The sequence below is a fragment of the Kribbella speibonae genome (genome assembly GCF_004331375.1).
In the GTDB taxonomy this organism is placed as follows: domain Bacteria; phylum Actinomycetota; class Actinomycetes; order Propionibacteriales; family Kribbellaceae; genus Kribbella; species Kribbella sindirgiensis.
Map to the genome: position 1 here is coordinate 495,889 of NZ_SJKC01000002.1, position 21,197 is coordinate 517,085.

A 21,197-nucleotide genomic window follows, 5' to 3' on the forward strand; every position below is an offset into this window, starting at 1 on the left:
AGAATGGCGGGGTGAAGTTTCTACTGCTGATCCACAACAACCTCGAGGCGCTCAAGGGATTCACCGAACATCAACTGGTGGAGATGTCCGGTGGGCGGGAGCACGTCGCGACGCTCGCGCGCGATTTGCTGAAGAGTGGTGAGCTGGTGTCGGTCCTCGGGCTCAACGAGCCCGGCGAGGAGAAGGACGTCCAGCTGGTCGCCGGTACGCCGGTGATCTCCGACCGGCCGTTCCTGGAGACGAAGGAGTACCTGGCCGGCGCGATGGTGCTGAACTGCGCGTCGGTGGAGCGGGCGCTGGAGATCGCGGCGCTGATCCCGCTGGCGCAGTTCCGGCGCGTCCAGCTGCGGGAGATCCGGCTCGACCAGGACGACTTCCTGGCGGAGCTCGCCGAGTAGTGAGTGAACTCGAGGCTGCGATCCGGGCGGCGGCGCCGCGTGCGCTGGCCGCGCTGGTTCGGCGGTACGGCGTGTTCGACCAGTGCGAGGACGCGGTGCAGGAGGCTCTGCTCGAAGCGTTCGTGCAGTGGCGCGCGAACGGCGTACCGGAGCAGCCGATCGGGTGGCTGATCAGTGTCGCGGCGCGGCGGATGATGGACGGCTGGCGGCGGGACAACGCGCGCCGGCAGCGCGAGCTGAACGACTATCTGCGCGCGCCCGCCGATCAGTACGACCCCGAGGACTACCACGAGGACGCCGACGACACAGTCCGGCTCCTGGTGCTGTGCTGTCACCCGGAACTGACGCCCGCGTCGCAGATCGCGCTGACGTTGCGGTCGGTGGGCGGCCTGACGACGGCCGAGGTCGCGGCCGCTCTGCTCGTCAGCGAGACCACCGTGGCGCAACGCATCAGCCGCGCGAAGCGACAACTCAAGGACGCCCGGTTCGAGCTGCCGACGGCCGACGAGTACGACGTACGGATGCGCGCCGTACTGCAAGTGCTCTACCTGATCTTCAACGAGGGGCACACGGCCAGCGCCGGCGACTCGTTGCAGCGTGTGGATCTGGCCGAGGAAGCGTTGCGGATCACGCGACTGCTCCACCAGGCCGTCAGCGGACCGGGTGAGGTGACCGGGCTGCTGGCGTTGATGATCCTCACGCACGCCCGCCGCGACGCACGCACCGGGCCGGGCGGCAACCTCGTCCCCGCCGACCGGCAGGACCGCTCCCGCTGGTACGCCGGGGAGATCGCCGAAGGCACCCGCCTGGTCGAGGAGACGTTGCGCTCCGGCGCCGTCGGCCCGTACCAGCTGGAGGCGGCGATCGCGGCCGTGCACAGCGAGGCCGACTCCGTCGAGACCACCGACTGGGAACAGATCGCCGGGCTCTACCGGATCCTCGAGAAGATCGACCCGAGCCCGATGGTGACGCTCGGATCCGCGGTCGCCGTCGCGATGACCGAGGGCCCGGACGCCGGGATCGCGATCGTCGAGGGTCTCGCCGGCGACCGGTACCTCGGCGACCACCACCGCCGGCTGTCCGTCCTCGCCCATCTCCACGAGCTCGCCGGCCGCGCGGACCTGGCCCGCTCCAACTACCTCGCGGCACTGGAGCGGACCCGGAACACGGCCGAACAGAACTATCTCCGCGACCGCATCGCCCACCTCATCAGGTGACGGCGGCCGCCGGTCCACTCCGGGCGCGGCGGCACGCTCAGCGGTCCGCGGAACACGTGCCCGGGATCGACCGACTGCTTCAGCGCGGCCAGCCTGGTCCGGTGCTGCTCCGGGAAGCAGCTGTCCAGGTCGGCGTCGGTCGGGTTCGACAGGAAGTTCAGGTAGGCGCCGTTCGGCTTGAGCGTCTTCCACAGCCCGTCGAAGTCCTTGGGCTGCTGAGGGCCTTGTTGTTCGGGCGTTCCCATCAGCACCGAGTTGACCATGAACAGCGCGTCCCGGTGCGCGAACGCGGTCGCCTCCGCCGGCATCGCGCCGTACGCACCGCCGAGCGCCCGGATCTCCATCGCCATCCCCGGGATCCGCCGGCGCGCGGCGAGCAACTGATCGGCCGGCAGTTCGTTGAAGAAGCCGTTGCGGATCCGGGGCCGCCAGTCCGCGGGCATCTCCATCGCGGTGAACACGTCGGCGTACGGGACCTCGGTCACGTTGTCGGTGAGCAAGGACCCGAGCTGCCGCAGCGGCTCCAGGACCGCGTCACGCGTCGCGACGTCTCCGGTGACGCACACCGCGATCGCGACCGGGACCTGCCCGTCGGCCATCATGGTCGGCGCCAACTGCAACGACGACGTGAGCTCCTCGGGCGCGGTCGTCATGTACTCCGCCCAGCCCTGGAGCACCTGCGCCGCGTGCATCCACGGGTACAGCAGCGTGCCGAAGTGCACCGTCGGCTGCCGTACGGCGGTGATGTCGTACGACGTGACCACGCCGAGGCTGCCCGCGGCGCCGCGGAGGCCCCAGAACAACTCTGGTTCCGTGGCCGCGTCGACCCGGCGTACCGAACCGTCCGCGGTGACCACCTCTGCGGAGACCACGTTGTCGATCGCCAGCCCGTGCTTGCGGACCATCCAGCCGATGCCGCCGCCCGCCATCAGCCCGCCGACCCCGACGCTCGCGGTGTCGCCGGACGAGATCGCCAGACCGACCTTGCCGAGCCGCTCGGCGACCCGCCCCCAGGTGGCGCCGGTACCGATCCGCACCACGTCGTCCGGCAGCACCCTGACCTCGTCCATCGGCCGTACGTCGATCACGACGCCGCCGTCGTTCGTGCCGAACCCGGCCGAGTGGTGCCCACCGCTGCGGACCGCGATCGGGAGGTCGTGCGTCTCGGCGTACTTCAACGCCGTCACCACATCGTTCGCGCCCGCACACCGCACCACCACCCGCGGCCGCCCCACGGCCGTCATCACCCGCCCGGCCTCCGGGTAGCCCGGGTCCCCGTCCGCGAGCACCTCCCCCACGACAGCCGCACGCAACTCGTCAAGCCCGCCCTGGGCCACTACCGATTCCGTCATCGCCAACTCCCTCACTCCCGGACGCCCCCTCAGGCGTCACATCCCGGGATCGGAGCCGATCGACGGTCCTCGACATCAAGTGCCGAAGAAAATAGTCCGGCCCCGCTCCCTGCGAGGGGAACGGGGCCGGATGAGCCGATCCGTCAGCCGCGGACGGCTGCGACCAGGTGGTCGACGACGTCGGCGACCGGGACGTCGGCGCGGTCGCCGGTACGGCGGTCCTTGACCTCGATCGTGCCGTCGGCGAGGCCCTTGCCGACCACGGCGATGGTCGGTACGCCGATCAGCTCGGCGTCCTTGAACTTCACGCCGGGCGACACCTTCTCGCGGTCGTCGTAGATCACCGACAGGCCCCGGGACTCCAGCTCGGCGGCCAGCTCGGCAGCCTTCGCGAACAGTTCCTTGTCCTTGCCGGTGGCCACCAGGTGCACGTCGGCCGGCGCGATCTCCCGCGGCCAGACCAGGCCGAGCTCGTCGTGGTTGCCCTCGGCGATCGCGGCCACCGCGCGGGTCACGCCGACGCCGTACGAACCCATGGTGACCGTGACGAGCTTGCCGTTTTGGTCGAGGACCTTGAGGTCGAGCGCGTCGGCGTACTTGCGGCCGAGCTGGAAGATGTGGCCCATCTCGATCCCGCGCGCCGTCGCCAGCACACCCGAACCGTCGGGCGCCTGGTCGCCGTCACGGACCTCGGCGGCCTGGATCGTCCCGTCCGCCGTGAAGTCCCGGCCGTGCACCAGGTTGACGACGTGGAACCCGGACTTGTCCGCACCGGTCACCCACGCGGACCCTTCGGCCACGCGCGGGTCGAGCAGGTACCGGATGCCGGAGGTGTTGTCCTTGCCGAGCACGCCCGGGCCGATGTAGCCCTTCGCCAGCGACGGGTACTTCTCGAAGTCGGCCTCCTCGAAGGCGACCACCTCGGCCGGCTCCACCTGCGCGCCGAGCCGCTTCTCGTCGATCGCGCGGTCCCCGGGGACGCCGATCGCGAGCGGCTCGCGGGCGCCGTCCGGGTGCACCAGCATCACGAGCACGTTCTTCAACGTGTCCGCGGCGGTCCACTCGCGGCCGTCGGTGCGCGCGTGCTTGGCGTTCATCGCCTCCACGAGCGTGTCGATGGTCGGCGTGTCCGGGGTGTCCACGACCTCGGCGGCCGGTACGCCGGACGCGTCGAGCGCCGCCGACTGCGGCACCACGACCGCCTCGACGTTCGCGGCGTACCCGCCCGGGGAACGGACGAAGGTGTCCTCGCCGTTCTCCGCGATCGCCAGGAACTCCTCGGACCGCGAGCCGCCCATCGCGCCGGACATCGCCTTGACGATCACGTAGTCGAAGCCGAGGCGATCGAAGATGTTGATGTATGCCTCGCGGTGCTTCTCGTACGACGCGGCGAGGCCGTCGTCGTCGACGTCGAAGGAGTACGAGTCCTTCATCACGAACTCGCGCCCGCGCAGCACGCCGGCCCGCGGCCGCGCCTCGTCGCGGTACTTGTTCTGGATCTGGTAGATCGACAGCGGAAGGTCCTTGTACGACGAGTACAGGTCCTTCACGACCAGGGTGAACATCTCCTCGTGCGTGGGGCCGAGCAGCATGTCGGCGCCCTTGCGGTCCTTCAGCCGGAAGATGTTCGGACCGTACTCCGTCCAGCGGCCGGTGGCCTCGTAGGGCTCGCGGGGCAGCAGCGCCGGGAACACCAGCTCCTGCGCGCCGATCGCGTCCATCTCCTCACGGACGATCCGCTCGACGTTCCGCAGCACCCGCAGGCCGAGCGGCAGCCAGGTGTAGATACCGGGCGCGGCCCGCCGGATGTAGCCGGCGCGGACGAGCAGCTTGTGGCTCGGGACCTCCGCGTCCGCCGGGTCCTCGCGAAGGGTGCGGAGGAACAACGACGACATACGCAAAATCACGGGAGTCTCCAAGCGTGCAAAATCGAAAAACAGGACGTCACAGAGGATATCTGCCCGCCGGACCTGCTCTCACCACGTTATCCACAGGGTCAGCGCGACTCGCGGGCGGCCTTCAGCGCCCAGCGGATCAACGGGATCTGCAGCGGCAACCGCGCGTACGCGATCGTCAGCGCCGTCCGGGACCCCTTCTTCCGCAGGTCGGCGGCCATCTGGACATTCGCCGGGAAGACCGCGACCAGCAGCCCGGCGCTGGCCAGCCCTGCCAACCGCCTGGTCCGCGGGTGCAGCAGTCCGGCCGCGCAGGCCAGCTCCGCCGCCCCGGACAGGTACACGAGTTCTTTCTTCCGGGGCAGCGGTTTCGGCACGATCTGCTCGAACGGCTCCGGCTTCACGAAATGCAAAGTGCCGAGAACGCCGAACAGAACGGCCAAGCCGGTGGTGCTCTTGCTCCGCGACATGCGCCGGAGCTTACCCGACAGTAATCACGGCAGTTGCCCGTACGGCGCAGCAGCAGCCTTGGCCGCATAAACCAACGCTGGTTTCAGCAACGGCCAGAACGTGGAGGAAACGCACGAATACTCCGGCAGGAATCCCGCACACGTCCCCGAATCCGGTCCGATCTCGAACGTGTACGACGGCACGCCGCGCGTCCCGTACAACCAGTCGTCGGTCGCTCCCGGGGCGAAGTACCCGACCCCGCCGTCCCCGGTCGACACCGGATAGCCCGTGAACTCGCCCATCTTCTTGCCCAGAGCCACCAAGGCGGCCTTGTTCGGCGCGTCCGTGTTGGTGTAGCCCCACGGCGCCAGGATGTCGTTGCCGAAGCTGTGCAACGTCAGGAAGACCCCGGTCGTGGTCGCGGCGGCGGGGTCGTCCACATCGCCCTTGGTGTCGGGAAAGACCGTGTCCAGCAGGCCCTGGATCGCTTCGGTCTCCGGCTCCGACAACGCCTTAGCGCCGGGGTACGTCTCATCGCACGGACCGCCCTGGTCAACGTCCCACTGGAACGACGAGTTGCGGTTCAGGTCCACTCCCGCGTCGGACGCCGGGCACCCGCCCGCGCTGTCGTCGACGTTCTTCCGCTGCAGCACCGGACGGGTCGGACTCGACGCGACCACGTCCACACCGTCCGGGTTCGCGATCGGCACCACCCAGAGCTCGCGGGTGTCGAGCAGCGCGGTGAGCTCGGGGTCGACGCCGTACGACGAGACGAGCAGGTCGATCCACCGGTAAGCGATCTCGCCGGTCACGATCTCGCGCGCGTGGATCTGCGTGTGCAGAACGAACTTGGGCTTCTTCCCGGTGCTGTTCAGGGCGCAGTCGCCGGTCGCGAGCTTGGTGATGCACAGGGCCTGGATGTCGTGCCCGCCCTGTCCCTGCGCCTTCTTCCACGAGTCGCCGATGTCGTAGAGCTTCACCAGGTCCGGGTGCGCCGCGGCGACGGCCGCGTTGTGCTCCTCGTGTCCCGTGGTCGTGTGGTACCCGCCGTAGTACGTCGCCTCGCCAGGCTCGGTCCGCGGCACCGGGTGGTACACGTCGCCGGTCTTGTCCAGTACGACGCCTCGCGCGCGCAACCGGCGTACGTCGGTCGGCGTGGCCACGACCGTGGCGGTGTCGCCGTGCGCGTGGTCGATGTCGTACCCGTCCCGGATCAGGTCGTCGACCGTCATACCGGCAGGCACGTGCAGTGTGTAGTACGCGATGTCCGGTGGAGCGGCGGACGCTGTCGACGAGGTGAGGACGAGGGCAAAGCTGCACAGAAAAACGGCAAGCTTTCGCATGCTGAGGAGGTTCCTTCCGCTGGGGCGGCGCGGCGCAGAACGTCCAGCCAACCCGACCGCGGGTCACGCCTCCATCACGGAGAGCACGCAGTATCAGAACAGAATCGTCGCGAACGTCTCGATCGTCCGGAACCCGACGCGCTCGTACGCCGCCCGCGCCGGCAGATTGAAGGCGTTCACATAAAGGGTCACGACCGGGGCGATCTGCCGGGCCAGCTCGACCACCGCCGCCATCCCCGGCGCGGCGAGCCCGCGGCCGCGGTACTCCGGATCGACCCACACGCCCTGGATCTGGCACACACCCGATCCGACCGAACCGACCTCGGCCTTGAACACCACCCGCCCGTCCTCGATCCGCGCGAACGCACGCCCGGCCCGAATCAGCTCCGCGACCCGCGACCGGTAGAACGTCCCGTCCGGCCCGGTCTGCGGCGGTACGCCGACCTCCTCGGTGTACATCGCCACGCAGGCCGGGTACAGGATCGGCAGCTCGACCGGCTCGACCGCGCGGACGAGCGGATCCGGTGCGGTCCTCGGCGGCCCTTCGATCACCATGAACGGCTGGTCGTCACGCACCTCACGGGCCGGTCCCCAGTGCGGCTCGAGAATGCGCCACAGCTGGTCGACCGCGCCAGCCGGCCCGAGGATCTGGAAACAGTTCCGCCCCCGGCGCATCGCGTACGCCGCGAACGCCCGGAGCGCCGCGTCGCCGGCGCCGACCGGCACCATGTTCCCGCCCGCGTGACACAGGGCCTCGAGCGCGCCCTTCTCGACGTACCCCCAGACCTCCGCACCGCGTCGCGGGTCGAGTCCGGACGCCTGCACCAGGCTGTCCACGAACACGTTCACCACCGGATCACGGGCGATGACCGCACGCGCCGCCGCGAGGTCACGAGGACCGAGAACCCGTACGCCCACGCGCAGAACCTAGCGGATGATCGACGACTCCGTATGCAACGGGGCCGCGTCAGGCGACCTGCGGCTCGTGCTCCGCGGCGATTCGGCGCAGCGGCGACGTCCAGGCGACGACCACGCCGGCGCAACCGAACAACCCCATCAGCACCATCCCGGTCCGCGGCCCCAACGCGTTGCCGAGCAGCCCGCCGACGACCGACCCGAACGTCCACCCGACACCCCAGGACAGCATCCGGCCCGCTGTGTTGACCCGGCCGAGCAGGTTCTCCGGCGTGACCTGCTGCCGGTACGACACCGCGTTCACGATCACCAGCACGTACGCCGATCCCCAGACCAGCAACGCCAGCGAGGCCACGATCCAGTTCGGCGACAACGGCGAGAGCACACCGAGCAACGCCGACACCGGCAGTGCGTACAGCGTGATCGCCGCCGGCGGCATCCGCTTCAGCAACCGCGGGAGGCTGAGCGCGGCGATCAGCCCGCCGATCCCCCACACACCCCAGACCAGCCCGAAGCGGACTCCCGACGTACCGATGTCCAGGACGCGGTCGCACCACACCACGATCAGCGCCATGAACCCGCCGCCGGCGAACGACTGCACGCTGCCGATGATCGTCATCGTGCGCACGCCCGCATGCCGGACCAGGAAGCGCAGACCGTCACCGATGTCGTTCAGGATCACCTTCGGCCGCAATGGCGGCTGCCCGTCACGGGACTCCGACATCGCCCGCACGATCCCGCGGACGGCGAACGCGGACGCCGCGAAGCTGAGCGCGTCGAGCGTGAGCAGACTGGCCGGATCGAGGACGGCGAGGAGCAGACCGGTCGCCGGCGGGACGAGCAACTCGATCAGGCTCGACGCCGTCCACACCGCGGAGTTCGCCTGCGCCACCCGGGCGCGGCCGACGAGGACAGGCAGCGCGCCGAAGTTCGCGCCGTCGAAGAACGTGTAGACGGCCTGCACGGTGAACGCGACGATCAGCACCTGGACGACGGTGAGCACACCGAGCAGATGCGCGACCGGCACCGAGCCGACCAGCACCGCATTGACGGCGTCCGCGGTCACCATCGTGCGCCGCCGGTTCCAGCGGTCCGCCAGCGCGCCCGCGAACAGACCAGTCAGCAGGTACGGCGCGGACTCCAGCGCGGTCACCACCGCGGTCAGCACCGTCGACCCGCTCAGCCGGTAGACGAGCACCGGCAACGCGATCGCCGTCACCATCGACCCGGTGATCGACAGCGCACGCGCCAGCCAGTACCGCCGGAAATCCGGATCGTCCCGCAGACGCCCTGTTGTCATGTGGCGCATCCTGCAAGTTCAGGTCCGGTCGAGGTCAAGACTCATCCACATCAATTCGACGCCGAGGTCCCGGTCGGGCGTCCGCTCCGACTCGGTGAATCCTTGTGAGCGGTAGAAGCCGATCGCCTGCTCGTTCGCGACGAGCACGTCCAGCAGGAGTTCCGGCGTACCTTCCGGCAAGGCCGCGATCGCCGCGTCCAGGAGGGCCTTGCCGACGCCTTTGCCATGATGGTCGGGCAGCACGTAGAGCTTCCACATCACCCAGAAGTCGTCCTCGCGGCCGAGCCCGGTCATGCCGACGAGTTCGTCGCCGTCGACCGCGACCAGCGTGATGCCGTTCTTGATGCCGTACTCGACGACCTGCGTCGACCACCATTGAGCGAGGCCGTCGGCGATGAACTCGTCGGACACCAGCCCGGCGTACGCCACCGGCCAGGTCGTGAGGCCGATGTGTCTGATCGCGTCGACATCGTCCGGCGCGGCACGACGTACGACGATCATCCGTGCACCACCACGAGCCGGCCGTCCGGGTCCTGGATCTCCAGACCGGACTCGGTCCGCGATCCCCCGACGCGGGCCTGCACGTCGTCCAGGTCCTCGGTCGTGGTCAGGTCGAGCCGTACGGTGAAGTCTCCGTCCGCCGGCCCGAAGCGGACCGCCTCCTGCACACCGATCGCGCCGAGGAACCGTTGCCAGGGCGCCTCGTCCGCTCCGGTCAGGTACGGCGTGACCGACCAGCGCTCGTCCGGGCTGGCGTTGTGCAGCTTGTACCCGTACAGGTCGTCGTTGCGCTCGTCGACCCAGATCACAACGCCCTCAGGACCACTGACCGACAACACCCGGCCATATGCCTCGTCGAACACCGTCGCGTCCACGAACCCCACCTGCTCCAACCGATCCTTCAACTCGTCGAGCTTGTCCGCCTCGAACGACAAGGTCGTCTGACCAGGCTGCCCGCCCGTCGAACTCGACGCCGCGTCGTGCAACGCGACCATCCCGCGCCCGGCCACCATGTCGACCCATCCCCCGCGCTCGGACTCGATCCGCGATCGCAGCCCCAATCTCTCCAGGAACGCCCGCATCGCCTCGACGTCCGGTGTGAACCGCAACGGCCTGATCACTGTGCTCATCCCCGGGCCTCCCCATGCTTGTCGAGATACTCCCCCAGCGCCTGCTCGACGAGCGCGGACAGACTCGCCCCGTCGTCGATCGCCTTGTGCTTCACCCGCCGCACCAGCTCCGGCGGCAGATACACGTTGAACTGCACCTTCTTGCCGCTAGCGTCCGCCATGGCTATATTGCTAGCATCCTAGACAGCCAGCCGTCAATCTTCAGGGAGCCCGACGATGAACCTCCGCCTCGACCACCTCGGCCTACTGACGGACAGCCGCGAGAAGAACCAGGAGATCGCCGACTTCTTCACCGGAGTCCTCGGTCTGGAAGTCTCCGGCGACGCCGGCGACGGGTACGCCGAGGTGAAGGCCGGCGCGATGACGATCGCGCTGCACACCGGCGCGATGGTCGACGACTTCGGCGCGCACGGCGGGACGCTGCTGCACTTCAGCAGCGACGACGTACGCGCCGACGTCGAGGAGATCCGCGGCCGCGGCGGCAAGATCGCGCTCGAACCCACCGAAGCCGACTGGGGCACGATCGCCTACATCGCCGGCCCGCACGGCGTACTCGTCGAGCTCTGCACGGCGAACTAGCCGACCGCGGTCAGCAGAGCCTCGTCGATGTCCTTCAGGAGTTTGGCCTTCGGGCGGGCGCCGACGACGGACCAGATCATCTCGCCGCGATGGAAGAGGATCAGGGTGGGCAGCGCCATCACCCGGTAGCGGGCGGAGATCGCCGGGTTCTCGTCGGAGTTCAGCTTCAGCACGGTCAGCTGATCGTTGCGCTCGGCACCGATCTGGGCGAGGACCGGGGCGATCTGGTGGCACGGCGGGCACCACTGCGCCCAGAAGTCCACCAGTACGGGCTTCTCCGAGCGCAGTACCAGCTCGTCGAAGGTGTTCTCATCCACAGTCAGCAGGTCGGCCATCGTTCGTCCTCCAGGATTCGGCATCGGTCAGGAGGTCGGTCAGCCGCACCCGCAGATCGGTCAGTTCGGCGATCCGCCGGTCCACTTCCTCGATCCGGCTCCGGTACGCCGTCAGCGACGCCGGGCACACGTCCGCGCGTGCGTTCCCGGCCCGCAGGCACTCGATGAACGGATACGTCTGCTCCGCGGTCAGCCCGAGGCTCAGCAACGCCTTCACCTCACGCACCACGACCACGTCGTCCGGCTCGTACGACCGGTACCCGTTGGCCTCCCGGCGCGGCTTGAGCAGTCCCTGCGACTCGTAGTACCGCACCGCCTTGACCGTCACACCGGCCTCGGCCGCCAGATCGCTGATCCGCATCCCGCCTCCTTCACCCCGACGCTAAACCTTGCCCCCAGGGTCAAGGTCAAGCCAGGATAGTCAATGTCCGCGGAACGCCTCCTCGAGCCACCACGACGGATGCTCCGCGACCACCTTGGCGTCCACCAGCATCGGCGCCGACCGCGGCCCGTTCAGCCAGTCCTCGACCGCGGTCAGATCTTGGGCGGTGCGCACGGTCGCGGCCTCGAAGCCGTACCCCCGCCCGATCGCGGCGACATCCGTCGGCGGGAACGTCACAGTCTCCAGCGGATGCCCGCCCGGACCGAAGTGGTGCACCTCGGCGCCGTACGCCTCGTCGTTGTACACGACCACCAGCATCGGCAGGCCGAGCCGGCGTACGGTGTCGAGCTCCGCGGCGCTCATCAGCGCACCGCCGTCACCGAGTACGGCGACCGGCAACCGGTCCGGCTGCGCCAGCGCGGCACCGATCGCGGTGGCAAGCCCGAGCCCGATCGACTGGAACGCCTGGGTGAAGCAGAACCCGTTCTCGTCCGGCACCGACAGGCACGCGCTCGGGTAGCCCATGAAGTTGCCGGAGTCGACCGCGATCACTCGTTCGGCGGGGAGGATGTCGTCGAGCGCGATGCTCAACGTCCGGGGGTCGATCCGCTCCCCCGTGCTCTCGTCGTCGAACGCGACATCCCTCCACCACACGCTTCCAAGTTCAGCGGTGCGATAACCCACGTGCTGTGCGCCGTACGACGCAAGCGCTCGCGTGGCGGTGAGCTCGACGTCGCCCGTGACACCCAATTGGATCTCGCGGTGCGTACCGAGCGCGGACGCGTCGTCGTCGACCTGCACCACGGTCGCGTCGGGTCCGATCAGCTGACCGTGCCGCATCGTCCACATGTTCAGCGCGCAGCCCCAGCCGACGACGAGGTCGGCGCCGCGGATCAGTTCGGCGGTACGGGGCGAGGCGAAGCCGCCGGAGATGCCGAGATCCCATGGGTTGCCGCGGAACAGGCCGTGCGCGACGGCCGACGTCGCGAGCAGCGCGCCGCACCGTTCCGCCAGCTGCTCCAGGACATGCCGGCAGCCACGAGAGCCGCGCCCCGCGACGAACACCGGCCGCTCCGCCCGCCGCAGGAGGTTGGTCAGCGCGGCGACCTCGGCCGCGTCCGGTACGACGGGATCGCGTGAGGGCATCGGCTGCGTCGCTGGCTCCGCAGACTCCAACGCCTGCAGGGAAAGCGGAACATTCAGCACTACCGTTCGGCGTTCGCGTACCGCGGTCGCCACCGCTGCGTGGGCCTCCGCGACCGCTGTCTCCGCCGAGGTGATCCGCGCCGGCACCGCACCGACCGAACGGGCGAGCGCGTACTGGTCGACGTAGAAGTTCGACCGCGGCTCGGTGACCTCGGCCGCGACCACGAGCATCGGCGTACGGCTCTTCGCCGCCTCGGCGATCCCGGTCATCGCATTGGTGAGACCGCATCCCTGGTGGACCGACAGCGCGGCGACCGTGCCGCTCATCCGTGAGTACGCGTCCGCCATCGTCGCCGCGCCGCCCTCGTGCCGCGCGGCGACGAACCGCGCACCGGCGGCCACCATCGCGTTCGTCAGGTGGAAGTTTCCGGACCCGACCACGCCGAACACCTGGCGGACGCCCGCCGCCGTCAACGCCCGGCCGACGGCGACCGCGACGTTCATCCGCGTTCGACCAGCGCGAGCACCCGGGCGGGCGAGCCGGAACCACCCACGATCGGCAGCGGCCCGGCGATCACCACGGCGCCGGTCGGCGGCAGCTCGGCGAGGTTCTGCAACTGGGTCAGGCCGTACTTGTCGCTGCCCATCAGGTACGAGTGGCACGGGAACGGCGGATCGAACGAGTGCGCCTTCCCCGCGTCGGTCCCGACGGTCTCGACGCCCAGACCGAGTACGGGCGACTCCTCCGCGACCCACCGCGCGCACTCGGGCGACAGGCCCGGCGTGTGCGGTCCGTTCTCGTCGGCGTTCAGGAACGCCTCCTGCGAACGCGACCGCGCGTCCCATCCCGTACGGACGAACAACCAGCCACCGGCTGGCAGCGGGACGTCCTTCGCCTTGATGTCATCGACCTCGACCAGGAAGTCCGGATCCTCCGCGACCTCTGCGGTGAAGTCCAGCACGACCGCCGGCGCGATCAGCTTCCGCGCCGGCACCGAGGCGATGTCGGCGAGGTCCTTGCCGGTCACCCAGTGGTTCGGTGCGTCGAAGTGAGTACCGGTGTGCTCGCCACTGGTGAAGTTGTTCCAGTACCACCCCGGCCCGCGCTCGTCGTACCTGCTGATCTCGTCCAGCGCGAACGACGCCGTCTGCCCGAACTCCGGCGGCAACTGAATCACCGGAGTCGAAGCCGACAACGGCGACGTCAGATCCACCACCTCAACCGACCCATCGGCCAGCGCAGCAACCAGCCCCGACAAAACCGACATACAAACCTCCAGCCGACTCCCTCACGAACCCCTGACGCTAGGCCGCCACCCCAGACCCCGTCCAGAATGACCCGTATGCAACTGGGGATCTTCCGCGCACCCAACCTCTCGCCAGGCGGCCGAGTCATCGAACGAACCGCCGTCCGCGGAGCGCTGTTCCGCGACCCCGAGCTGCTCCTGCTCACCTCACGGCACGGCGCCTACAAGTTCCCCGGCGATCCGTGCGGGACAGCGGCGTGGGAGTGATGCGCTGGCTGGCCCGCGAGATCGCCGTACTCGAGTGGCTCAGCGAGCGTTCTCGCTGACCCACTCGCCCAGCACCTTCGCGCTGGCGTCTACGAGGGCCGGCCAGTCCAACGCTGCCTCGTCGGCCGAGTCCGATACGTGCTTCACGACGCGGACGGGTACGCCGTACTCCTGGCACGCGTAGACGACGCCGTACGCCTCCATGTCCACCAGGTGCGCCCGCTCCGCCAACCGCGCCCGTACGACGGGATCCGTCACGAACACGTCCCCCGACGCCAGGACCGTCCCGTCCCCACCGGCAACCTGCAGCTCGTCCCGCGGATCCAGCCCGATCGCCCGAACCGCCTCCGCGTTCACGTCGTGGTTGATGACTGTGCTGGGGAGAAACAACCCCGACAGCCCATCACGCAACGCACCTGTGGTGCCAATGTTCAGGACCACGAGATCCGCAGTGTCCCGCGCCGCGAGAGCCCGGCTGACCGCGACCGCCGCGGCGGTCTTACCGACGCCCGTGATCACCACGGGAATCGTCTGAGGCACATACCGCGCTTCACCAGCAACAGCACTGACAACCAGATACTCAGTCACCCGCGAAGGTTATCTGGCTCGTGTGACGCGTGTGCGTGGTCTGCAGCTGGACAGGATGTGCGAGGCGGCGGGGTAGTGCACCTGAGCGTGAACGTGTCCACGCGTACAGCGTCTCATCGGTGCACTACCTGTCGAGCTGCAGTTCCTTCGGCCGCGAGAAGCCCTGCCGCATACCCGCTGCCTGCACCCAGTCGAGGTCTTCGCGCACCTTCACGGGCTGCTCCTGGTCAGCTGACGCTGACGGTGGGCTCGCCGGGTTCTGTCGTCTCCATGGTTTCGGCGATGCGCATCGCTTCCTCGATCAGGGTCTCGACGATGGCGGATTCCGGGACGGTCTTGATGACCTCGCCCTTGACGAAGATCTGGCCCTTGCCGTTGCCGGAGGCGACGCCGAGGTCGGCTTCGCGGGCCTCGCCGGGGCCGTTGACGACGCAGCCCATGACGGCGACGCGGAGCGGGACCTCCATGCCCTCGAGGCCGGCGGTGACCTGCTCGGCCAGGGTGTAGACGTCCACCTGGGCGCGGCCGCAGGACGGGCAGGAGACGATCTCGAGCTTGCGCTCACGCAGGTTCAGCGACTGCAGGATCTGCAGGCCGACCTTGACCTCCTCGACCGGCGGCGCGGACAGCGAGACCCGGATCGTGTCGCCGATACCCTTGGACAGCAGCGCGCCGAACGCGACCGACGACTTGATCGTGCCCTGGAACGCCGGCCCGGCCTCGGTGACGCCGAGGTGCAGCGGCCAGTCGCCGCGCTCGGCGAGCATCTCGTAGGCCTGCACCATCACGACCGGGTCGTTGTGCTTGACCGAGATCTTGAAGTCGTGGAAGTCGTGCTCCTCGAACAGCGACGCCTCCCAGACGGCCGACTCGACGAGCGCCTCGGGCGTCGCCTTGCCGTACTTCTCCAGCAGCCGCTTGTCCAGCGATCCCGCGTTCACCCCGATCCGCAGCGACGTACCGTGGTCCTTCGCGGCCTGCGCGATCTCCTTGACCTGGTCGTCGAACTTGCGGATGTTGCCCGGGTTCACCCGTACGGCGGCGCACCCGGCCTCGATCGCGGCGAACACGTAGCCCGGCTGGAAGTGGATGTCCGCGATCACCGGGATCTGCGAGTGCTGCGCGATCTCCGCGAGCGCGTCGGCGTCCTCCTGCCGCGGGCACGCGACCCGGACGATGTCGCACCCGGCCGCTGTCAGCTCGGCGATCTGCTGCAGCGTCGTGTTCACGTCGTGCGTCTTGGTCGTCGTCATCGACTGCACCGAGACCGGCGCGTCGCCGCCGACGAGCACCTTGCCCACCTTGATCTGGCGGGTCTTGCGGCGCGGCGCGAGGGTTGGGGGCGGCAAGGCAGGCATGCCGAGGTTGATGCTCATGTTTCCTTATCCGTTGAACAGCTTGATGGGGTTCACGATGTCGGCGATGACGAGCAGTACGCCCATCACCACGATCACACTCGCCGCGACGTACGCGATCGGGAGCAGTTGGGCCACGTCGACGTACCCGGGGTCCGGCCGGCCGAACAGCTTGGCGAGGCCGCGCCGGATGCCTTCCCAGATCGCGCCGATCATGTGGCCGCCGTCCAGCGGCAGCAGCGGGATGAAGTTGAACAGGGCGAGGAACAGGTTCAGCGAGGCGAGCAGCAGGATCAGGGTGGCCGCCTTCGCGCCGACGTTCAGGTCGCTGGACGCGATCTCGCCCGCCACGCGGCTGGCGCCGACGACGCTCATCGGGCTGTCCTGGTCGCGCTCGCCGCCGACGATCGACTTGGCGACGCCGACCAGCTTCTCCGGGAACCGGCCGAGGGCCTGGATGGTGCTGACTGTGTAGCCGCCCATCTTGTCGAGCGCGTAGCCGACGCTCTGCCGCTCGACCTTGCTCTCCGGCGAGACCCCGAGGAACCCGACCGACACGTACTTGTCCGACCCGGGCTTGTCCAGGACCTGGTTGATGATCGTGCTGGTCTTCAGCGTCAGCTGCTGACCGTTGCGCTCGACAACGATCGTGGCGGGCTTGTCGGTGTTCGCGCGGATCAGCGGGGTGAGCTGGTCCCAGCTGGTGATCGTGGTGCCGTTGAACGCGACGATCTTGTCGCCGACCTGGAACCCGGCCTGCTTGGCCGGCGAGACCTTGTCGCCGTCCTGGCACTTGCGGTTCGCGGACGCCTGGTCGGCCGGGATCACGCAGTCGGTGACGGTGGAGATCGTGGTCTGCGCCACGCTGTCGCCGTAGATCGTGAACAGCCCGGTGAACAGCACGACCGCGATCAGCACGTTGACCAGCGGCCCGGACGCCATCACGATCAGCTTCTTCCACCACACCTTCTGGTAGAAGAGCCGGCCATTGTCCTCGGGCGAGATCGTCTCGTACTCCGCGGTGCGCGCGTTCTCGACCATCGACTGGATCGGGCCGGTGTTGGCCTTGCGCACCTTCGTCGGGTCCTGGCCCTTGGCGGGCGGCATCATCCCGATGATCCGGACGAAACCGCCGGCCGGGATCGCCTTGATGCCGTACTCGGTCTCGCCGCGTTTGAACGACCACACGGTCCGCCCGAAGCCGACGAAGAACTGCGTGACCTTCATCCCGAAGGCCTTCGCCGGGAGCATGTGGCCCATCTCGTGCAGCCCCACGGAGATCAGCACCCCGAGCACGAACACCACGATGCCGAGGATGGTGAGAAGCACACTCATGCCTGCTGGGTCTCCTGTACGCCTGTGATCTCACGAGCCCGCTGTCGGGCCCACGCGTCCGCGGCGAGCACGTCGTCGACGGACAGTTCCTCATACGAGGGTACGTCGTGATCGGTCACCACCCGGGCCACCGTGTCGACGATCCCCGTGAACGGCAGCCGGCCGTCCCGGAAGGCCTGCACACAGACCTCGTTCGCCGCGTTGAAGACGGCCGGAGCGGTCCCGCCGCGGGTCCCCGCCTCCCGGGCCAGCTGGACCGCCGGGAACGCCGCGTCGTCGACCGGCTGGAACGTCCAGGTGCTCGCCTCGGCCCAGTTCCACGGCGGCGAAGCGTCCGGTATCCGGTCAGGCCAGCCCAGCGCGAGCGCGATCGGCACCGTCATCGTCGGTACGCCGACCTGCGCGATCGTGGAGCCGTCGAAGAACTCGACCATCGAGTGGATCGCCTGCTGCCGGTGGATGACCACGTCGATCCGGTCCATCGGGATCCCGAACAGGAGGTGCGCCTCGATCAGCTCGAGCCCCTTGTTGACCAGCGTGGCCGAGTTGATCGTGACCACCGGCCCCATCGCGAAGTTCGGGTGGTCCAGGGCCTGCTCGACGGTCACAGTCTCCAGCTCGCTCCGCGGCCGGCCGAGGAACGGGCCCCCGCTCGCGGTCAGCAGCAGCTTGCGGACCTCGTCCGGCGTACCGCCGCGCAGGCACTGGGCGATCGCGCTGTGCTCGGAGTCGACCGCGACGATCTGGCCTGGTTTCGCCCGCCGGGTCACGATCGGCCCGCCGATCACCAGCGACTCCTTGTTGGCCAGCGCCAGCGTGTTCCCGGCGTCCAGCGCGGCCAGCGTCGCGTGCAGACCTACCGACCCGTTGATGCCGTTGAGGACTACGTCACACGGCAGCGCCGCGAGCTCGCCGGCGGCGTCCGGCCCGGTGACGATCTTCGGGATCCGGAACTCGCCCTGCGCGTACCCCTTCCGCTGCGCCTCGGCGTAGAACGCCAGCTGCAGGTCCTGCGCGACCGTCGCCTTGGCCACCGCCACGACCTCGACCCCGAACTCGAGCGCCTGCTCCGCGAGCAGCGCGACGTTGTCGCCGCCGGCGGACAGGGCCAGGACGCGGAAGCGGTCCCGGTTCCGTCCGATCAGCTCGAGCGCCGTGGTACCGATCGAGCCGGTGGAGCCGAGGATGACGACGCTACGCGGGTTCACGGCGCCATTGTTCCAGGTCAGGCGAGCAGTAGTCGGAACGGGAGCGCTCCGAGCCGGATCTCGTCCCCGTGGGTGACCATCGCGGTCTCGATCGGTACGCCGTTCACCTGCGTCCCGTTGGTGGACCCCAGGTCCCGCAGCTCGTAGCTGGTCGCGTCGATCCGCAGCAGCTCCGCGTGGTGCCGACTGACCTCCGGGCGGTCGAGGATCAGGTCACAGTCCGATGCGCGGCCGATCCGGGCCAGGTCGAGCAGCGGTACGACGTCACCGTCCAGCCCGACCAGTGCGGGCTGTGGACCGGTCTCCAGGGCTTCTGCGATCTCCGTCACGCCGGCGGTCCGAATCGACAGCGAGACGATCAGGTCGTCGCCCTTGTCCACATGCAGGTTGTGCTGAGCGCCGTACCCCTGCAATAGGTCGCCGTACTCGTCGATGACGACGGCGGAGACGTGGTAGTACCCCGGCGGCAGCTGTGCGTACGCCGCTGCGCCGAGCGACGTGGTCAGTACTACGGCGTCGTACTCGCGGTGGGTCACGTCGGTGATCGTGATCAGGACGGGGCTGTTGGCCGTGAGATGGGCCTCGGCGCCGGTGTCACCCGGCGTGAACTCGACTGTGATCAGCGGAGCCGGCCGGAACTCGTCCAGCCCGACCAGGCGGTCCACGGCGGGCACTGTGCCGGTCGGAATGGCCAGCGGGACGTACTGACCGTGTGACCGCACCAGTACGTCGAGCTGCGGCCGCGGCCACCCGTTGCGGCGGGCGAGCAGGTACGCGCTGACCATGCCCTTGCTGAAGATGAAGGCCACATCTCCGACAACAGCCCGCACGAATCCGCTGACAGGTCCCATCGACACCCCCAGTGCATCAGTATCCCGGAATCCCTGCTCCGGTACGCCGCAGCTCGGTGTGCCGCCGTACCGTGGCCGAGTGACTTCTGTGCTGATCATCGAGAACGACCGTGACAGCGGCCCCGGCCGGTTGCTGGACTGGCTGGGCGCCCGGAGCATCTCTCCGGTCGTCGTCCGGGCCTGGGACGGTGAACCCGTACCCGGGAGCGTGGACGGTCATGCGGGGCTCATCCTGCTCGGCGGCGGCATGCTGCCGGACGAGGACGAGCGGTCGCCGTGGCTGCCGGCAGAGCGTGCACTGCTGCGTCAGGCGCACGGACAGGTACCTGTGCTCGGCATCTGTCTCGGGGCGCAGTTACTGGCGCACACGTTCGGCGGGGAGGTGCAGGGAAAGTACGGGCAGCCTGAGAAGGGTGTGACCTCGCTGACGGTGCTCCCGGCCGCTGCGGACGACGTACTGCTGGCTGGACTGCCGTCGACGGTGCGGGCCGTGGAGAGTCACCAGGACCAGATCACGCGGCTGCCATCCGATGCTGTGCTGCTGATGTCCAGCGAGCGGTGCACGAACCAGATGCTGCGACTGGGGCACCAGAGCTGGGGTGTGCAGTTCCACCCGGAGGTGGAAGCGGAGCGGGTACGGCGATGGTCGCCGGACCGACTGCAGGCTCTCGGGTTCGACCGGGACACCGTGGTGGCGGACGCGGAGCGGTACGCCGTCGAACTGGAGAAGACGTGGTCGACAGTGGTGGGGCGGTTCCTGTCTCTCGTCGGCTGATGCGGCGTTACCTTATGGGGCATGAGTCTGGAGCAGCCGCCGCCCAACCACCGGGCATCCGACAACGACCGTGAGCGTGCCGCCGCCGTGGTCCAGGAGGCGCACACCGACGGGCGGCTGGACTTCGAGGAACTCGACGAGCGGCTGACGCAGATCTATTCGGCCAAGACCCAGCTCGAGCTCCGCAACGCCACCGCGGACCTGGTGCCGGTCGCCCATGGCAATTCCCAGGAGCTGACGCTGCGGGCCCGGCACAGCGCGCAGAAGCGCGAAGGCGCCTGGACTGTCCCCGAACGGCTGACCGCGATCGCGGAACACTCCTCCGTGAAGCTCGACTTCACCGACGCGCTGGTGCAGTGGACCGACATCTACGTCGACGCCCAGGCCATCCACAGCTCGGTGGTGATGGTCATCCCCGAAGGCTGGAGTGTCGACATCGACCAGGTCGAGGCCAACCACAGCAGCGCCAAGAACAAAGCCGTAGCCCCCCGCCCCGGCGGAGTCCGCCTCCACGTCACCGGCAAGGCCCACCACGCCAGCGTCGTAGTCCGCCACCCCCGCAAACGCCACTGGTGGTGGCCCTGGTACCGCAAGTGAGGTCGCTCCCGTTCGAGCAGTCGTACGTCGGAAACCTCCGCCGGCACGTCGGCACACAGCGCCTCATCACCCCCGGCCCGCGGGCCGTGATCGTCAACGACGCAGGCGACGTACTCCTCGTCCGCCGCTCCGACGACAGCACCTGGGTCATGCCGGCCGGCGGGCTCGAACTGGGCGAGTCGATCTGGGACGCGCTGGTTCGCGAGGTGCACGAGGAGACCGGCCTGGTCGTCGAGGCGGCGACCCCGATCGCTCTCTACACCGGTCCGCGGTACTGGTTCACGAACGCGTTCGGGGGCGAGCACCAGATGTTCGCAGTGGTGTTCCGGGTCGATCGCTGGAGTGGCTCCCTGGTCGCTCGGACCGACGAGACAAGTGCCGCCCGGTTCTTCGCGCGCGACGAGCTGCCTGAGCTTCGTCCGGTGTACCAGGAGACGCTGGCTGATCTGGACGCGTTCGACGGGACGCTGATCCTGAAATAGTGGTGTGGCCTTCCACACCACCGCGTCGCGGCCTCCACCAGTTAGCGTGA

At 68.9% G+C, this 21,197-nt stretch carries 25 protein-coding genes; 7 read left to right on the forward strand and 18 right to left on the reverse strand.

What is annotated here, in order from left to right; all coding sequences use genetic code 11:
• Positions 1-11 precede the first annotated feature (11 nt).
• The gene (locus E0H92_RS15745) at positions 12-398 is read left to right on the forward strand and encodes a YciI family protein (RefSeq protein ID WP_131293281.1); all 387 of its coding nucleotides are present in this window, start codon (positions 12-14) and stop codon (positions 396-398) included.
• Positions 398-1,615 carry an RNA polymerase sigma factor gene (locus E0H92_RS15750; RefSeq protein ID WP_131496754.1) on the forward strand — a complete coding sequence of 406 codons (1,218 nt, stop codon included), beginning with the start codon at positions 398-400 and terminating at the stop codon, positions 1,613-1,615. Before E0H92_RS15745 ends, E0H92_RS15750 begins: the two co-directional genes overlap by 1 nt.
• Here E0H92_RS15750 and E0H92_RS15755 read toward each other — a convergent pair.
• The 9 genes from E0H92_RS15755 to E0H92_RS15795 all read right to left on the reverse strand — a co-directional run bounded on the left by E0H92_RS15755 (position 1,579) and on the right by E0H92_RS15795 (position 10,161).
• Positions 1,579-2,967, reverse strand: coding sequence for an FAD-binding oxidoreductase (locus tag E0H92_RS15755; protein WP_131496755.1), 1,389 nt, complete (start codon positions 2,965-2,967; stop codon positions 1,579-1,581). The two genes, E0H92_RS15750 and E0H92_RS15755, sit on opposite strands and share 37 nt — an antisense overlap.
• Before the next feature lie 143 nt (positions 2,968-3,110).
• Positions 3,111-4,874: a proline--tRNA ligase gene (locus E0H92_RS15760; RefSeq protein ID WP_131496756.1), complete on the reverse strand. Its 1,764-nt coding sequence runs from the start codon at positions 4,872-4,874 to the stop codon at positions 3,111-3,113.
• A gap of 89 nt (positions 4,875-4,963) precedes the next feature.
• Positions 4,964-5,332, reverse strand: coding sequence for a DoxX family protein (locus E0H92_RS15765; protein ID WP_131496757.1), 369 nt, complete (start codon positions 5,330-5,332; stop codon positions 4,964-4,966).
• Positions 5,333-5,356: 24 nt separating this feature from the next.
• Positions 5,357-6,655, reverse strand: coding sequence for a M14 family zinc carboxypeptidase (locus E0H92_RS15770; protein ID WP_131496758.1), 1,299 nt, complete (start codon positions 6,653-6,655; stop codon positions 5,357-5,359).
• A 93-nt stretch (positions 6,656-6,748) separates the two neighbouring features.
• The gene (locus E0H92_RS15775; RefSeq protein ID WP_131496759.1) at positions 6,749-7,573 is read right to left on the reverse strand and encodes a GNAT family N-acetyltransferase; all 825 of its coding nucleotides are present in this window, start codon (positions 7,571-7,573) and stop codon (positions 6,749-6,751) included.
• Positions 7,574-7,622: 49 nt separating this feature from the next.
• On the reverse strand, positions 7,623-8,870 hold the full coding sequence (locus tag E0H92_RS15780) for an MFS transporter (RefSeq protein WP_165549802.1): 1,248 nt from the start codon (positions 8,868-8,870) through the stop codon (positions 7,623-7,625).
• An 18-nt stretch (positions 8,871-8,888) separates the two neighbouring features.
• The gene (locus E0H92_RS15785; RefSeq protein ID WP_131496761.1) at positions 8,889-9,371 is read right to left on the reverse strand and encodes a GNAT family N-acetyltransferase; all 483 of its coding nucleotides are present in this window, start codon (positions 9,369-9,371) and stop codon (positions 8,889-8,891) included.
• Positions 9,368-10,000 carry a VOC family protein gene (locus E0H92_RS15790; protein WP_131496762.1) on the reverse strand — a complete coding sequence of 211 codons (633 nt, stop codon included), beginning with the start codon at positions 9,998-10,000 and terminating at the stop codon, positions 9,368-9,370. The genes E0H92_RS15785 and E0H92_RS15790 overlap by 4 nt, the downstream gene beginning before the upstream one ends.
• Positions 9,997-10,161: a ribbon-helix-helix domain-containing protein gene (locus E0H92_RS15795; protein WP_131496763.1), complete on the reverse strand. Its 165-nt coding sequence runs from the start codon at positions 10,159-10,161 to the stop codon at positions 9,997-9,999. The genes E0H92_RS15790 and E0H92_RS15795 overlap by 4 nt, the downstream gene beginning before the upstream one ends.
• Before the next feature lie 55 nt (positions 10,162-10,216).
• Here E0H92_RS15795 and E0H92_RS15800 point away from each other — a divergent pair, with 55 nt between their 5' ends.
• Positions 10,217-10,579, forward strand: coding sequence for a VOC family protein (locus E0H92_RS15800; protein ID WP_131496764.1), 363 nt, complete (start codon positions 10,217-10,219; stop codon positions 10,577-10,579).
• Here the strand turns inward: E0H92_RS15800 and trxA are convergent.
• The 4 genes from trxA to E0H92_RS15820 are packed head-to-tail and all read right to left on the reverse strand — an operon-like array spanning position 10,576 to position 13,710.
• Positions 10,576-10,914 carry a thioredoxin gene (trxA, locus tag E0H92_RS15805; RefSeq protein ID WP_131496765.1) on the reverse strand — a complete coding sequence of 113 codons (339 nt, stop codon included), beginning with the start codon at positions 10,912-10,914 and terminating at the stop codon, positions 10,576-10,578. The two genes, E0H92_RS15800 and trxA, sit on opposite strands and share 4 nt — an antisense overlap.
• Positions 10,889-11,275 carry a MerR family transcriptional regulator gene (locus tag E0H92_RS15810; protein WP_131496766.1) on the reverse strand — a complete coding sequence of 129 codons (387 nt, stop codon included), beginning with the start codon at positions 11,273-11,275 and terminating at the stop codon, positions 10,889-10,891. The genes trxA and E0H92_RS15810 overlap by 26 nt, the downstream gene beginning before the upstream one ends.
• Positions 11,276-11,335: 60 nt before the next feature.
• Positions 11,336-12,946: a thiamine pyrophosphate-binding protein gene (locus tag E0H92_RS15815; protein WP_131496767.1), complete on the reverse strand. Its 1,611-nt coding sequence runs from the start codon at positions 12,944-12,946 to the stop codon at positions 11,336-11,338.
• Entirely contained in the window at positions 12,943-13,710 is a 768-nt protein-coding gene (locus E0H92_RS15820; protein ID WP_131496768.1) for a cyclase family protein, read from the reverse strand. Before E0H92_RS15820 ends, E0H92_RS15815 begins: the two co-directional genes overlap by 4 nt.
• Positions 13,711-13,785: 75 nt before the next feature.
• Between E0H92_RS15820 and E0H92_RS44170 the strand changes: the two genes are divergently transcribed.
• Positions 13,786-13,956 carry a hypothetical protein gene (locus E0H92_RS44170; protein ID WP_165549803.1) on the forward strand — a complete coding sequence of 57 codons (171 nt, stop codon included), beginning with the start codon at positions 13,786-13,788 and terminating at the stop codon, positions 13,954-13,956.
• Between the two features lie 39 nt (positions 13,957-13,995).
• Here E0H92_RS44170 and E0H92_RS15825 read toward each other — a convergent pair whose 3' ends face one another.
• The 5 genes from E0H92_RS15825 to E0H92_RS15845 all read right to left on the reverse strand — a co-directional run bounded on the left by E0H92_RS15825 (position 13,996) and on the right by E0H92_RS15845 (position 19,293).
• Positions 13,996-14,544 carry a nucleosidase gene (locus E0H92_RS15825; RefSeq protein ID WP_131496769.1) on the reverse strand — a complete coding sequence of 183 codons (549 nt, stop codon included), beginning with the start codon at positions 14,542-14,544 and terminating at the stop codon, positions 13,996-13,998.
• Positions 14,545-14,771: 227 nt separating this feature from the next.
• Positions 14,772-15,920, reverse strand: coding sequence for a flavodoxin-dependent (E)-4-hydroxy-3-methylbut-2-enyl-diphosphate synthase (gene ispG / locus E0H92_RS15830; protein ID WP_131467863.1), 1,149 nt, complete (start codon positions 15,918-15,920; stop codon positions 14,772-14,774).
• Positions 15,921-15,926: 6 nt separating this feature from the next.
• Positions 15,927-17,234 (reverse strand): M50 family metallopeptidase, encoded by a 1,308-nt coding sequence (locus E0H92_RS15835; RefSeq protein ID WP_131496770.1) that lies wholly within the window; start codon positions 17,232-17,234, stop codon positions 15,927-15,929.
• Positions 17,231-18,442: a 1-deoxy-D-xylulose-5-phosphate reductoisomerase gene (dxr, locus tag E0H92_RS15840; RefSeq protein WP_131467859.1), complete on the reverse strand. Its 1,212-nt coding sequence runs from the start codon at positions 18,440-18,442 to the stop codon at positions 17,231-17,233. Before dxr ends, E0H92_RS15835 begins: the two co-directional genes overlap by 4 nt.
• A 17-nt stretch (positions 18,443-18,459) precedes the next feature.
• Positions 18,460-19,293 (reverse strand): FHA domain-containing protein, encoded by an 834-nt coding sequence (locus E0H92_RS15845; protein WP_165549804.1) that lies wholly within the window; start codon positions 19,291-19,293, stop codon positions 18,460-18,462.
• 79 nt (positions 19,294-19,372) lie between these two features.
• Here E0H92_RS15845 and E0H92_RS15850 point away from each other — a divergent pair, with 79 nt between their 5' ends.
• The 3 genes from E0H92_RS15850 to E0H92_RS15860 are packed head-to-tail and all read left to right on the forward strand — an operon-like array spanning position 19,373 to position 21,147.
• Positions 19,373-20,068: a type 1 glutamine amidotransferase gene (locus E0H92_RS15850; RefSeq protein WP_165549805.1), complete on the forward strand. Its 696-nt coding sequence runs from the start codon at positions 19,373-19,375 to the stop codon at positions 20,066-20,068.
• 21 nt (positions 20,069-20,089) lie between these two features.
• Positions 20,090-20,665: a DUF1707 SHOCT-like domain-containing protein gene (locus tag E0H92_RS15855; RefSeq protein ID WP_131496773.1), complete on the forward strand. Its 576-nt coding sequence runs from the start codon at positions 20,090-20,092 to the stop codon at positions 20,663-20,665.
• The gene (locus tag E0H92_RS15860; RefSeq protein ID WP_202873657.1) at positions 20,662-21,147 is read left to right on the forward strand and encodes an NUDIX domain-containing protein; all 486 of its coding nucleotides are present in this window, start codon (positions 20,662-20,664) and stop codon (positions 21,145-21,147) included. The genes E0H92_RS15855 and E0H92_RS15860 overlap by 4 nt, the downstream gene beginning before the upstream one ends.
• Positions 21,148-21,197 lie beyond the last annotated feature (50 nt).